The sequence below is a fragment of the Gordonia sp. NB41Y genome (assembly GCF_030718915.1).
In the GTDB taxonomy this organism is placed as follows: domain Bacteria; phylum Actinomycetota; class Actinomycetes; order Mycobacteriales; family Mycobacteriaceae; genus Gordonia; species Gordonia desulfuricans.
Genome location: NZ_CP132196.1, coordinates 4,290,333 through 4,304,219, shown reverse-complemented (window position 1 = coordinate 4,304,219; position 13,887 = coordinate 4,290,333). Strand labels below are relative to the sequence as shown.

The 13,887-nt window shown below is 68.6% G+C and carries 13 protein-coding genes; 9 read left to right on the top strand and 4 right to left on the bottom strand.

Annotation, left to right across the window (positions count from 1 at the left end; genetic code table 11):
- Positions 1-50: 50 nt before the first annotated feature.
- Positions 51-671, bottom strand: coding sequence for a TetR/AcrR family transcriptional regulator (locus Q9K23_RS18680; RefSeq protein WP_053778786.1), 621 nt, complete (start codon positions 669-671; stop codon positions 51-53).
- A gap of 138 nt (positions 672-809) precedes the next feature.
- Here Q9K23_RS18680 and Q9K23_RS18675 point away from each other — a divergent pair, with 138 nt between their 5' ends.
- The 9 genes from Q9K23_RS18675 (at position 810) to Q9K23_RS18635 (ending at position 9,947) form a co-directional block, all read left to right on the top strand.
- Complete coding sequence (locus tag Q9K23_RS18675) at positions 810-1,343, top strand: nuclear transport factor 2 family protein (protein WP_020793281.1); 534 nt, start codon at positions 810-812, stop codon at positions 1,341-1,343.
- Positions 1,340-1,690, top strand: a complete 351-nt coding sequence (locus tag Q9K23_RS18670) for a DUF485 domain-containing protein (RefSeq protein WP_020793282.1) — start codon at positions 1,340-1,342, stop codon at positions 1,688-1,690. The genes Q9K23_RS18675 and Q9K23_RS18670 overlap by 4 nt, the downstream gene beginning before the upstream one ends.
- Entirely contained in the window at positions 1,687-3,279 is a 1,593-nt protein-coding gene (locus Q9K23_RS18665; protein WP_053778787.1) for a cation acetate symporter, read from the top strand. The genes Q9K23_RS18670 and Q9K23_RS18665 overlap by 4 nt, the downstream gene beginning before the upstream one ends.
- Positions 3,280-3,481: 202 nt before the next feature.
- The gene (locus Q9K23_RS18660) at positions 3,482-4,282 is read left to right on the top strand and encodes an enoyl-CoA hydratase-related protein (RefSeq protein ID WP_053778788.1); all 801 of its coding nucleotides are present in this window, start codon (positions 3,482-3,484) and stop codon (positions 4,280-4,282) included.
- 32 nt (positions 4,283-4,314) lie between these two features.
- Positions 4,315-5,064: an SDR family oxidoreductase gene (locus tag Q9K23_RS18655; RefSeq protein ID WP_053778789.1), complete on the top strand. Its 750-nt coding sequence runs from the start codon at positions 4,315-4,317 to the stop codon at positions 5,062-5,064.
- A 37-nt stretch (positions 5,065-5,101) separates the two neighbouring features.
- Entirely contained in the window at positions 5,102-6,799 is a 1,698-nt protein-coding gene (locus tag Q9K23_RS18650) for an AMP-binding protein (protein WP_059036989.1), read from the top strand.
- Entirely contained in the window at positions 6,796-8,019 is a 1,224-nt protein-coding gene (locus Q9K23_RS18645; protein WP_053778790.1) for an acyl-CoA dehydrogenase family protein, read from the top strand. The genes Q9K23_RS18650 and Q9K23_RS18645 overlap by 4 nt, the downstream gene beginning before the upstream one ends.
- A gap of 58 nt (positions 8,020-8,077) precedes the next feature.
- The gene (locus tag Q9K23_RS18640; RefSeq protein ID WP_020790471.1) at positions 8,078-9,223 is read left to right on the top strand and encodes an acyl-CoA dehydrogenase family protein; all 1,146 of its coding nucleotides are present in this window, start codon (positions 8,078-8,080) and stop codon (positions 9,221-9,223) included.
- Positions 9,224-9,263: 40 nt separating this feature from the next.
- Positions 9,264-9,947, top strand: coding sequence for a TetR/AcrR family transcriptional regulator (locus Q9K23_RS18635; protein WP_053778819.1), 684 nt, complete (start codon positions 9,264-9,266; stop codon positions 9,945-9,947).
- On the opposite strand, the gene Q9K23_RS18630 is transcribed toward Q9K23_RS18635, so the two are convergent.
- From Q9K23_RS18630 to Q9K23_RS18620, 3 genes are all read right to left on the bottom strand, one after another.
- Positions 9,933-10,607 carry a hypothetical protein gene (locus Q9K23_RS18630; protein ID WP_053778820.1) on the bottom strand — a complete coding sequence of 225 codons (675 nt, stop codon included), beginning with the start codon at positions 10,605-10,607 and terminating at the stop codon, positions 9,933-9,935. The two genes, Q9K23_RS18635 and Q9K23_RS18630, sit on opposite strands and share 15 nt — an antisense overlap.
- A gap of 141 nt (positions 10,608-10,748) precedes the next feature.
- Positions 10,749-13,286 carry a PQQ-binding-like beta-propeller repeat protein gene (locus tag Q9K23_RS18625; RefSeq protein ID WP_305950234.1) on the bottom strand — a complete coding sequence of 846 codons (2,538 nt, stop codon included), beginning with the start codon at positions 13,284-13,286 and terminating at the stop codon, positions 10,749-10,751.
- A gap of 3 nt (positions 13,287-13,289) precedes the next feature.
- Positions 13,290-13,880, bottom strand: a complete 591-nt coding sequence (locus tag Q9K23_RS18620; RefSeq protein ID WP_082366142.1) for a phosphatase PAP2 family protein — start codon at positions 13,878-13,880, stop codon at positions 13,290-13,292.
- Positions 13,881-13,887 lie beyond the last annotated feature (7 nt).

Genomic DNA, 13,887 nt, shown 5'->3' with positions numbered 1-13,887 from the left:
GGAATGTGATTAACAAGCGTTCACCAGTACAGCATGTCCCCGGCCCGAGGTCAACGGGTGATCTCGGCCCCCGCCGGCCGGAAGCCCATCAGGTTCAGCGCGAAGTCGCCGTAGTCGTCGGCCACCTCACGGGCGGACAGCGGGCCGTCCGGACGGAACCAGAGCGGGATACCCGAGCACATCGTCAACACCGCCGTGACCGCCTCCGACACCCTGCCGACAGAGAACACTCCCTGTTCAGAGCCCTTGGTGGCGATCTCGACGAACAGCTGTTCCTGCGCATCACGGGACCCGACGACGCGCTTGCGGTCGATCTCGTCGAGATAGCGGAGTTCGGTGTTGGCCACCAGGCACTCGCGCGGATGCGTCGCCACGAAGTGCGCATGTGCGGCGACCGCCAGACGCCATCGCTCGGCGGGATCGGCCCCCGCCTTCCGCAGGGCGTTGCGGGTGGCGGTGAACTGCTCGTCACTGGCCACCCGGAGGATCTCGACGAGGAGTGCCGACTTGTTCTCGAAATGGTTGTAGACATTGGCAGCGCTACAACCTGCGATTTTGGCGATGCTCCGCATGTTGGCCCCATGGAATCCGGAGGCGAAGAACTCGTCGAGCGCCGCCTCGACGATCCGGTCTCGCACCGACATCTGCGCGCTCGACGATCGACTGTTCATGTACCGAAGCGTAGGTACCACGACCCCCACCTGCAAGAACGGCTCCATCTGTGGGCATTGACCCAGGACGGTTCGGCGGACTATGGTCTCAATCACATGAACGCTCGTTAACCCCTCCCCAACCCTTCGGAGGACCTCATGTCCCATCCCCCCGCCTCCCCTCTCACCGAGAGCACGCCGGCCACACCTCTGACGCCGTCGACACTCGATCGGCTGACCCGTCTCGAAGACCTCGAGCAGATCCGTTCCCTGGACGCCCGCTACTGCCGTCACCTCGACGACGGCGACTGGGACGCCCTGCTGGACCTGTTCACCGAGGACGGCGAGTTCGACGGACTCGGTCACCCCCGCGGCAAGGCCGAGTTGCGCACCTTCTGCGCCGGTCTCGCCGCAGGTGGCCTGACCGCGTTCTGGCACTTCATCACCAATCTCGACATCGAACTCGACGGCGACACCGCCACCGTGCACTCGTTTCTCTGGCAGCCCTGCGTCACCGACGGCACCGCCTCGATCGCGGCGGGCCGCTACACCGACCAGGTGGTCAAGGTCGACGGCGTGTGGCGTTACCGCGTCAAGCAGGTCCGGTTCCATTTCTTCGGCCCGCTCGCCGACGGCTGGGACGAGAACCTCTTCGCCCTGGACACGGCCCGACGTGCGGCGGTGCGGCCATGATCGACCTGACCGTCACCTCCCCCACCTCGTGGAGCAGCGTCCTGGCCCTCCCCGAGGTGACCGAGCTCCGCCGGCGCCGCAGCCGGGTCACCGCACTGATGAGTGTGCTCACCATCGCCCTGTTCAGCGGTTTCGTCGTCGGCTTCGCCGGCTTCCCGGATGTGCTCGGCAGCGTCGAGATCCTCGACGTCCCGCTGTCGCTGTGGGTGGTGCTGTCGCAGTTCGTCGGCACCTGGGTGCTGGTGTTCTGCTACTTCCGGCTGGCCCGGACCTACATCCAACCGGCCGCCGACGCCGCCCTGGCCGCGGTGTCGGCCGCGTCCGAGAGCAAGGAGACCGCCCGATGACCCACGGCACCGACCATCTCGCCATCGCCATCTGCGTCGCGGTCATCGCACTGACGCTGTGGGTGACCTTCGCCGTCGCCCGCCGGTCCCGCAGTGCCGACGGCTTCTTCGCCGCAGGCCGCTCGATCGGCAGCTGGCAGAACGGCTTTGCCATCTCCGGCGAGTTCATCTCCGCCGGCAGCTTCCTCGGCACCACCGGCCTGATCTTCTATCAGGGTGTCGACGGCACCGTGATCCTGTTCGCGTCGGTGATCTCGTTCCTCCCGGTACTGTTCCTGCTGGCCGAGAAGATGCGCAACATCGGCAAGTACACGATCGCCGACGTGCTGGTGTTCCGCTCCGGGTCACGCCGCGTGCGGGTGGCCGTCGCGCTGAGCACCCTGGCCACGTGCACCTTTGTGCTCCTGGCCCAGATGGTCGCCGCCGGAACACTTCTCGAGTCCGTCGCGGGTATCCCGTTCTGGGTGTCGGTGCTCGTGGCCGGCCTGCTGATGGCGGTCTACGTCTTCGTCGGCGGCATGCTGGCCACCACCTGGGTGCAGGTGATCAAGTCGTCGATCCTGGCGATCCTGGCGATCATCATCGGCGTGGGCGTGCTGTCGAAGTTCGGCTTCAGCTTCCCGCTCCTGCTCGACTCGGCCACCCACAATGCCGCGGCCGGCGACGCGATCCTGAGTCCGGGACAGATCTTCGGCTCCGGCGGGCCGGTCAACCTGGTCTCCTATGCCCTCACCTTCGCCCTGGGCACCGCGGGGATGGCCCACATCCTGATCCGCTTCTTCACCGTCCCGGAGGCCGCCACCGCACGCCGGTCCCTCGGCTGGACGGTGGCGCTGTGCAGCATGTTCTACCTGATCGTCGTCGTGATGGGTTTCGGTGCGGCAGCACTGCTGGGCGCCAACGGTTCCGAGCGGGTCGGCACGTCGGGCAATCTCGCCGCGCCCGCGCTGGTCACCGACCTCGGCGGTGGCGCCGGGACGATCGGCGGGTCGCTGGCGCTGGCGATGGTGTCGGCGGTTGCCTTCGCCTCGATCATCGCCGTCGTCGCCGGGGTGGTGATCTCGGCGGCGGGCACCTTCGCCCGCGATGTGTGGCCCACCGTCACCCGGGCCCCGGCCGGTGAGGTCGACGACCAGTCGCAGGCCGTCGTCGCCCGCTACGGTGCGGTGGTGTTCAGCCTGATCGCGATCGCGCTGACGATGGTCATCGGCGACGACACCAACATCACCTACTTCATGGGGATGGCGTTCATGGTGGCCGCGAGCGCCCATCTCCCGGCGCTGGTGCTGAGTCTCAACTGGCGGGGTTTCACCGCCACCGGGGCGATGTACGGCATCCTCGTCGGCCTGTCGTCGACGATCATCACGCTGATGCTGACCCCGGCCCTGTGGCCGGGTTCGGGCCCGGCGCCGCTGACCATCCAGCTGCCGGTGGTGATCACCCTGCCGTTGAGCCTGATCGCCTGCGTCGTCGGCTCGCTGCTGAGCCGGCCCGACCGGACCGGCGCCGCCGATGCGGACGAGAAGTTCGCGGAGATGATCGTGCGCTCGGAGACCGGTCTGGGTGCCGAGGTCGCCTCGGCACACTGATCCCGACCCCCTTCCCGCCGATCCGCGAGGTCGCGGCTGGTGCCCCGAGCACCGGCCGTGACCTCGCTTTGTGCTTTCCCGACACCGAGATGTCCGCCGGATCCCCGACTGTGACCCTTGACACGCCCGGATGGGTGAATGTACGTTCATTCACAGTGAAGCGGTGATCACACCGTCCGTCGATTCACCAAGGGAGCACGTCATGAACCCCACCTACGAAGACATCGACTACACCGTCGAGGGCCCGACCGCGATCATCACGATGAACCGCCCGCAGCGGTACAACGCGTTCCGCGCGAAGACCGTCGAGGAGATGATCAACGCCTTCCGCCGCGCCTGGGCCGACCAGCAGGTGCAGGTGGTGATCCTCACCGGCGCCGGCGAGAAGGCATTCTGCACCGGTGGGGACGTCAAGCAGCGCGCCGAGACCGGCGACTACGGCCCCAGCGAGAGCGGCATGTTCGAGATCGGCAACCTGCACAAGACGATTCGCGACATCCCCAAGCCGGTCATCGCCGCGGTCAACGGTCTGGCCATCGGTGGCGGACACGTCCTGCACGTGCTCTGCGACCTGACCATCGCCGCCGACACCGCACGCTTCGGCCAGTCCGGCCCCAAGGTCGGCTCCTTCGATGCCGGCTTCGGCTCGGCCTTCCTCGCCCGGATCGTCGGCGAGAAGCGCGCCCGTGAGATCTGGTACCTGTGCCGCCAGTACGACGCCGAGACCGCCGAGCGCTGGGGCCTGGTCAACTGGGTCGTCCCGGCCGCCGACCTGCTCGACGAGGCCAAGAAGATCGCCGCCGAGATCGCCGAGAAGTCGCCGACCGCGATCCGCTTCCTCAAGCAGAGCTTCAACGCCGACACCGACCACCAGGCGGGCCTGTCCAACCTCGCGATGAGCGCCCTGGACCTGTTCACCCACCACACCGCCGAGGGCGCCGAGGGTGCCACCGCATTCGCCGAGAAGCGGATGCCGGAATTCAACAAGTACGCCGCCATCTGAGTCGTCTGACGCCGAGAGGACACCGAAACACCATGATCACCAACAGCATCGCCGTCGTCACCGGAGCCGGATCGGGTATCGGCAAGTCGATCGCCGAGGCCTTCGCCGCCCAGGGCGTCACCGTCGTCGCCGCCGACCTCGACCTCGACGCCGCCAAGCGCACCGCCGAGGGCACCGCGAACATCGTCCCGATGAAGGTCGACGTCGCCGACCGTGCCGCCGTCGACGCCCTGCGTGACGCGGTGAACGCCGAGGTCGGTGTCCCCGACATCCTGGTCAACGCCGCCGGCTGGGACCGCACCGACCAGTTCCTCAATGCGACCCCCGAGTTCGCCGAGAAGGTCGTGGCGATCAACTACCTCGGCCCGGTCCACATGGCCAGCGCCTTCTTGCCCGGCATGGTCGAGGCCGCCAAGTCCGAGGGCTGGCAGGGTGGCCGCGTGATCAACCTCGCCTCGGATGCCGGCCGCGTCGGTTCGGCCGGCGAGAGCATCTACGCCGGCGCCAAGGGCGGCGTGATCGCACTGAGCAAGTCGCTGGCCCGCGAGATGGCCCGCTACCAGATCACCGTCAACGCGGTGTGCCCCGGCCCCACCGACACCCCGCTGTTCCAGGCGCAGCCGGACAAGCTGAAAGAGGCTCTGGTCAAGGCGATCCCGTTCCGCCGCCTGGCCCGGCCCGACGAGGTCGCCGCGCCCGTCCTGTTCTTCGCCTCCCCCGCGGCGTCGTTCATCACCGGACAGGTGATCAGCGTCAGCGGCGGACTCACCATGGCCGGCTGAGCGGCCCCACCCCCGAGTGACCACCGGAGATCCCGACATGACCATCGCCTCGCCTCGTTCCGAGACTCCCTACGTCTACGACGCCCATCAGTACCGGTCGTTCTTCGAGCACGAGTTCACCTACCTGAACGGCTTCCGCCGCAACGTGTCCCGGTATGCCGGCACGGTGGCGATGATCGACCCGACCACCGACACCGAATGGACCTACGGCCGGCTCGGTGCCGCCGTCGACGCCCTCGCCGCAGGCCTGGCCGGCCGCGGTGTGGCACCCGGCGACGTGGTGGCCTACCAGCTGCTCAACGGTCCGGAGTTCGCCCAGCTGTACCTGGCCACCCAGGCGGCCGGTGCGGTCGGGTCACCGGTGAACTTCCGCCTCGCCGCCGGCGAGACCGCGGTGATCCTCGATGTCAGCCGCCCCAAGGTGTACGTCTACGACACCGAGTTCACCCCGATGGTCACCGACGCGATCGCCCGCGCCGACCACACCCCCGAGGTGCTGGTCGGCGTGGGTGCGGGCCCGCTGGTCGACGGCGCGGTCTCGATCCGCTTCGCCGATCTGCCCTCGGATTCGGCTCCGCCCCAGGTCGATCGCGGCGTGTTCGACGAGACCACCCGTCTCTACACCTCGGGCACCACCGGGATGCCCAAGGCCGTACCGATGAACAGCGCGATCGAGATCTTCTCCGCGCACGACGTCATCATGCATTTCCCGCTCTCCCCCGAGGACCGCACCCTCAACATGACGCCGTGGTTCCACCGCGGCGGATTGTACTGTGCCGGACCCAATCCCACGTTCTACCTGGGGTCGGCCCTGGTCCCGATGCGGACCTTCGACCCGGAGCTGACCCTCGACTGGGTGGAGAAGTACCGGCTGACCTTCCTGATCGGCGCGCCCACCAACCTCGCCATGCTGACCGCCGCCCAGGTCGCCCGGCCCCGTGATCTGTCGAGTCTGCGGGGCATCGTCACGATGGGCGCCCCACTCGAGCGCGAGGCCGCCCTGCGCTACCAGGAGGTCCTCACGCCGCGGATCTTCAACGGCTACGGCAGCACCGAGGGATTCTGGAACACCTTCCTGCGCCCGGTGGATCTGCCCGACCATGCCGGAACGGCCGGCCGTGCCTGCATCGACGACGACGTCCGCGTGGTCAAGGTGCACGACGACGGCCACCTCGCCTCCCCCGACGAGGTCGTCGCCCGCGACGGCTCCGAGGTCGGCGAGGTGATCATCCGATCCCCCAAATGCGCAGCCGCATATTATGATTCGCCGGCTCAGGAGAAGGCCAAGTACAACGGCAGCTGGCTGCACATCGGCGACCTGGCCACCTGGGACGCCCAGGAGTTCGTCACCATCGTCGGCCGCAAGGACGACATGCTGATCTCCGGTGGCGAGAACGTGCACCCGGTACAGGTGGAGGAGGCGCTCAACAGCCATCCCGACGTCGCCGACTCCCTGGTGGTGGGTGTCCCCGACGAGCGGTGGGGGCAGGTCGTCGTCGCCTACGTCCTGGCCGCCGACGGCACCACCCCGACCGCCGAGGAACTCGACGAGTTCTGCCGAGACCACCCGATGCTCTCGCAGTTCAAACGGCCCCGCGCCTACCGGATCGTCGACTCCCTGCCGGTGTCGGCGACCGGAAAGAAGCTGCACTACAAGGCAACCGAATCCGCCGCGGCCGAGATGTCCGACGGCCGGTTCATCGCACCCCGCAAGCCCCAAGGAACACAATCATGAGCACCCAGACCGCCCTGCCGGCATTCTCGGCGACCGATCCCCTCAACATCGACCTCGGCTACAGCGACGACGAACTCGCCGTGCGCGACTCGGTCCGCGGCTTCCTCACCGAGCACGTCACCCCGCACGTCGCGGACTGGTTCGAGCAGGGTTCCATCCCGATCGCGCGCGACCTGATGAAGCAGTTCGGTGACCTCGGTGTCCTGGGCATGCACCTCGACGGCTACGGCTGCGGCGGATCGAGTGCGGTGCACTACGGTCTGGCCTGCCTCGAACTCGAGGCCTCCGACTCCGGCATCCGCTCGATGGTGTCGGTGCAGGGGTCGCTGGCGATGTTCTCGATCTACAACAACGGCTCGGAGGAACAGAAGCAGCACTGGCTTCCGGGGATGGCGGCCGGCACCACCATCGGATGCTTCGGCCTGACCGAACCCGACGCGGGCAGCGACCCGGCGTCGATGACGACCCGTGCCCGCCGCGACGGCTCCGACTGGATCCTCGACGGCCGCAAGATGTGGATCACCAACTCCCCCATCGCCGACGTGGCCGTCGTCTGGGCCCGCACCGACGAGGGCATCCGCGGCTTCATCGTGCCCACCGACACCCCCGGGGTGACCACCCCGGAGATCAAGCACAAGCTCTCGCTTCGCGCCTCGACCACCGGTGAGATCGTGCTCGACGGCGTCCGGCTGCCCGCGGATGCGATGATGCCCGGCGGCGTCGACGGGAACGGCCGGAACTCGTACGGCGGCACCGGGATCAAGGCGCCGCTGGCGAGTCTGTCGGAGGCCCGCTACGGCATCCTCTGGGGTGCGGTCGGCGCGGCCCGCTCGGCATGGGTCGCCGCCGTCGACTACGCCAAGGCCCGCACCCAGTTCGGCCGCCCGCTCGCCGGTTTCCAGCTGACCCAGGCCAAGATCGCCGATATGGGTGTGGAACTGCAGAAGGCCAACCTGCTGGCCTGTCATCTGGGACGGCTGAAGGACACCGTGGGCCTGCGCCCCGACCAGGTGAGCTTCGGCAAGCTCAACAACACCCGGGAGGCCATCGAGATCTGCCGCACGTCGCGAACCATCCTGGGCGGCAACGGTATCTCGCTGGAGTTCCCGGTGATCCGGCACATGGTGAACCTCGAGTCGGTGCTGACCTACGAGGGCACCCCGGAGATGCACCAGCTCGTCCTCGGCCAGGCGTTCACCGGCGAGAACGCCTTCCGCTGAACCGGATCGGCCACGCCGCTCCTCTCATCACCGACCCGCGAGACCACAGGGACACACCATGAGCGCACTCACCCATGACATCGAGCACCGTCAGTTCCGCGACACCGTCACGAAGTTCGTCGCCGACCAGATCACCCCGCACCACGAGGAGTGGGAGCACGCCGGGCTGTGGGAGCGCAGCCTGTTCACCGAGGCGGGTAAGAACGGCCTGCTCGGCTTCCCGGTACCCGAGGAGTTCGGCGGCCCCGGCGTCGACGACTTCCGGTATCACGCGATCGTGATCGAGGAGACCGCCCGCACCGGTGCGGCCGCCGAGGCGATCGCCTTCTCGCTGCAGAACGACGTCGTGCTGCCGTACCTCACCGAGATGACCGACGACGAGCAGAAGGCGCGCTGGCTGCCCGGTGTGGTCAGCGGCGAGACGGTGCTCGGTATCGCGATGACCGAGCCGGGCGCCGGGTCCGATCTCACCGGTATCCGCACCTCGGCGGTCCGCGACGGCGACCACTACGTCGTCAACGGCTCCAAGACGTTCATCTCCAACGGCCGCAACGGCGACCTGTTCGTCGTCGCCACCCGCACCGGCCCGGAGAAGCACAAGGGTCTGACCCTGTTCGTCGTGGAGGCCGACACCCCCGGCTTCGTGCGCGGCCGCAAGCTCGACAAGATCGGCCTGCACGCCCAGGACACCAGCGAACTGGCCTTCGAGGACATGCGGGTGCCGGTGGCCAACCGGCTCGGCGAGGAGGGGCAGGGCTTCTACCAGCTGGTACACAACCTGCCGCAGGAACGGTTGTCGCTGGCCATCGGGGCCGTCGCCGCCGCCGAGGGCACCTTTGCCCGCACCCTGGAGTACGTGCAGGAACGCACCGCCTTCGGGTCACCGGTGTCGTCGTTCCAGAACACCCAGTTCGTGCTCGCCGAGCTGGCCACCGAACTGGACCTGGCGCGCACCTTCCTCGACGACTGCATCGCCGAACACGTCGCCGGTGAACTGACCGCGGCCCGCGCGGCCCGGCTCAAGTGGTGGGCCACCGAGTTGCAGGTCCGCACCACCGACCGCTGTCTGCAGTTGCACGGCGGATACGGCTACATGCGGGAGTACCCGGTGTCGCGGGCGTTCATCGATGCCCGCATCCAGACGATCTACGGCGGGACCACCGAGATCATGAAGACGATCATCGCAAAAGACCTGGGAATCTGACCACTAGACTCCAGGAGTTCACCCGAATCGAGGAGGAGTGGTGGCAAAGGCGGCAGCAGCACGCACCGGCGTGGACGGCACGAGCAGCGTCGAGGACGCGGTGCGGGCGGTACGGATCTCCTCGCGGCGCCGTCAACTGCTCGACGCCGCGGTCGCGGTGATGGAACGCACCGGGTTCCACCAGATGTCGATGCAGGCACTCGCCGAGGAGGCGGGCGTCAGCGTCGGACTGTTCTACAAGTACTTCGGGAACAAGGAGGACATCCTCCTGGCCGCGATCGTGGACATCCTCGAGAAGTTCCGCGATCAGCTCCAGCCGGCCATGGACCTCGCCGGGGACGACCCGGTGGAGCAGCTGATCGCCGGCTTCCGTCAGTACGCGCGGATCGTCGACGAGAACCGGGATGCGGTGGTGCTCACCTATCGGGAGAGCCGCACGCTCGACGCCGGGGGCCGCGAACGGATCAAACAGCTCGAGGTGGAGACGGCCGGGCCGATGCGCGAGGCGATCCTCGCCGCGGTCGACGCCGGGCTGATCCGCGCCGACGTCGAGGCCGACCTCGCCGTCTTCGACCTGATGATGCTGGCCCACGGATGGGCGCTCAAGCAGTGGCATTTCGGTGCCGAATTCGGCTTCGACGCCTATGTCGAGGCGCAGTTGCGAATGGCGTTGCCCGCGATGGTGATACCCGAACGACTCGCCGGATATCTAGCCGAAATCTGAGTTCCCGCACCGCCCGCCGGGCACCCCCGGGTGATCGGTCGGGCGGCGAAACGGCTTGAGCCGCAGGATGTGCCGTACCACGAAAGCGAGTACCGGCCGGGCGATCGGTACGCACCAGCGCCACGGCAACCAGCCCACCCAGCGCGGCGACCCGGCGATCTCCCACCGCACCGTGACGGTGCGCGGACGCGGCCCGTCGACGATGGTGAACCGCTCGGCGAAGTCCGCGATGGCCCACGGCACCGAGATCCCCGTACCGGTCAGGGTCAGCCGCTCGCCGGGGATCACGCAGATCACCCGCTGCGCGACCGACAGGATCGTGCCCGACATGGTCCGCCCGGCACCGACGACCGGTTCACTTCGGTCGGTCGCATCGGTCCATGTCGGCCCCGCCAGCAAGGGCAGCGACGACAGATACCGGACCTGCATCAACCGCGACCACACCTCCCCGCGCGACAGCGGCGTGGTGCATTCCAGCACGATGGCGAACGACGCGGTCTTCTCGATGTAGCGGTCGACATCGGCAAGGCGCATCTCCCGTACCGCGAACCGGTCCGGGCGCGTCGCCAGTCCGTAGGCGACGATCCCGCCCACCATGGCGAGCACGCCGATGACGAGAACCGCCCCGACCACGATTCCCGCCACCGCCGCACCGCTCATCTCGTCCCCCGACCACACTCGGTGCACGCCACCCCGCGTAGACGTACATCAAATATGAAATACGACCATACGCGGGCGCACCTCACCCTGTCCGGCATTCACGAAGAAGACGCCGGACAGGGGTCGCCGACGGGGTGCCGATCAGCGGTAGCGGGTGGACCCGTCCGGCGACGCGGTGGTGCTGATCAGCTTGGCGAAGCAGTGGTCGCCGTCGAAGCCCTGCTGCACACACCAGGCATTGGCCTGGTCGGGGCCCGGGAACGTCGGTGTCGCGACCGTCACCCACCAACCGCGGTAGTTGAACACGCTCCACTCGTCGCTGTAGAGCAGCCGCGCATCACCGAAGCGCAGGCGGTTGGCCAGGAACTCGTCGAGGATCGCCTGGTTGTCCCAGGTCTTGCCGTCGGCGACCAGCCCCGGCCGCTTGGACGACAGCTGCGCCACCCACCGGTTGTTCAGGTTGGCCAGGATGAACGCGCGGTCGGAATCGGCCTGTGCGCGCAAGGCGTTGCCGGTGGTCGCCGAGACGTCGACACCCGGCGGGATCACCGCCCCGGTCGCGGTCTGCGGCGCGGCGGTCGACCCGTCCGCCGGGGCGGGCAGCGTGTCGGTGGTCGGCGGACCCGGAACGCAGTCGACGACGATCGGACCGGCCGAGGTGCTCCCGGCGGCGCCACCGACCGACCCGAGGGTGTCCGGCGTGCGGAAGAACGACCCCGGCGGATACGTCAGGTCCAGGGTGATCCCGGAACCGGCGTCGGAGGACCCGACGGCGAGCGGCGATGAGCTGAAGTCGAAGTCACCGGAGGCGATCAGTCCGCTCGGATCACTGATGCTGATCCGGGTCTTGTTGCCCGACAACACGTCTCCACTCGGGCAGGTGGCGACCACCTTCATCGTCACCACCAGCCCGGCGGGGGTGGTGACGAACTTGTCGGGGACGAATCGCGGCGGGGTGCCGCAGCGGGTCACATAGCCCGCCGGTGCCTCGATCGGTGCCGGCGGTGCCCCGGGTGCCACCGCGTCGCCGCCGGTGGGTGCGAAGGCGGTGATCGCCGTGCCGGTGACGGTGACCAGTCGACCGCCGACCGCGAGGACCAGTGGTGCCTGCCCGTCGCCGAGCTGCGCTCCCGGGATGTTCCATTGCGGCACACCGGACTCGAGGTCGACGGCGGTCAGGGCACCGCCCTCACCACCCACCAGGATCCGGGTGCCGTCGGTCACCGCCACGTCGTCGGCGTAGCCCGACGTCTCGACCGGCAGCGACCACCGGACGACGCCGGTGGCGGTGTCGGCGGCGATCATCTGGCCGCCCGCGCCGATCGTGACGACCTGGCGGTCGTCGGCGACCGGAACCCTGGCCGAGTAGACGGGCTCGGTGAAGACACCGGTGGCCCAGGAGCTCGTACGGTCGGCGACCGAGACCAGTTTGCCGTCCACCAGGACGGTGTCCCGCAGATCGGGTGCGGCCACCTGCGGGACGCCGAACGTGGCGCCGGGTATCTCGCTGACGGTGCCGTCGGGGCGGATCACCGCGATCGGCCCCCTGGTGCCGTTGATCCCGCCGCTGCCGAGCGTGGTGACCAGGGACCCGTCGGCGAGTGTCCCGATCTCGATGCTGCCCGGACGACGCAGGATCTCGCGCCCGTCGACCGCCGAGGCGACGATCACCGATCCCCCGTGTGCGATGGCCACCAGCGCATCGGTCGCGGTGAACGTGTAGCCGTCGCCGCTGCCGCTGCGGTTGGGGATCACGAATTCCTTGGCCCACTCGGTTCCGGTGGGCGTGATCTTCACCAGCCGCACGGAATCGGAGTACGTCTCGTAGACGCGGGTGAACGCGGCCGTTCCGTTGTAGGCGACGCTGAACGCCTGCGGTGAGGGCATCGGCTGCTCGGCGAGCACCGTGCCGTCGGTGGTGTCGAGGAACACCATGTGATCGGCGTCGATGCAGGCGATGCGCCGGTCGACGATGGTGTCGGCACACGCCTTGAACAGCTGCTGCGACGTCCAGTGCGTGCCGGTGGCCGCGTCGACGCCGACGAGGTGGCGACCGGTGGAGGCCGCCGATCCACCGGCGAGCGTCACGACGGTGGTGTCGTCGGCGACCACACCGACGCTGCCGTATGTGGGAAGCGACGAGGTCGGTCCGACGAAGCGCTCACCCCCGAGATCCGACGGCCGCAGCGTCCAGGCCGGTGTGGGCGCCGTCGGGAACGCCCCGGTGAGCTGGCCGGGGAACAGGGCCCGGGTCTCGTCGTCGGAACCCGAACGGCCGTGCTGCCACCACACCAGCCCGCCGACGACGAGGGCCACGACGCACAGCACGGCCACCGCGGCGAGCAGCCATGGGAGCGGCCCTCGTCGGGAGCCCTGCGGGGCGGGGGCTGTGTAGTTGCCGGGCGGGTACCCGGGTCCGGGATACGGGCCGCTCGGATGGTGCGCACCGGGAGCGTACGGCCCAGAAGCGTACGGCCCGGAAGCGTACGGCCCGGAGGGATGGGGCCCGGGCTGGGTGGGCATCGGACCCGACATCGCCGCCGGGTCGGGGATGGGACGGGCCATGGTCGGGTTGTAGGCCGGGTCCGAGCCGATGGTGGTCGGCGGGGCGGGCCGCGCGATGTGGCCGGTCTGGTCGTCTTCCTGGGAATGGTCGTCGCGCGAACCCAAATCGGACATCCCTCAAGTAGAACCGACCTCTGTCCGATGGGTCCATCGTTCGAAGAGACCAAAAATCCACACGCACAGCACCACCCACATCGCGCCGAACGCCCACCCGGCGAGGACGTCGGTGGGCCAGTGCACCGCGAGGTAGATCCGGGTGAGTCCGATCGCGATGGACAGCAGCGGGGCCGCGAGCAGCACCCACCGGTGATCGCGTACCCATCCGCTGACACCGAATGCGACGACGGCCAGCAGGCAGTACACGACCATCGACATCATCGCGTGTCCGGACGGGAAGGAGTAGCTCTCGATGGTCAGGAGCCGGTCGGTGACCGGTGGACGGGTGCGGCCGAAGATGTGTTTGAGCGTCACCATCGCCGCGGAGCCCAGCAGGGCACCCGCGCCGAGCAGCACCGCCATGCCGACCTTCCGCCGGATCAGCAGTGCGGCCACGACGACCAGGCAGATCACGGTCAGGGTGAGGGTGTTGCCCAGCACCGTGACCGCATGGGCGAGCCCGACCCACGGTTCACGCCGGTCGTCGACCACCCAGCCGATCACCTCGTCGTCGAGTCGGAGGTGGGGCAGAGCGAGGACGGTCGGGGTCACGCCCACC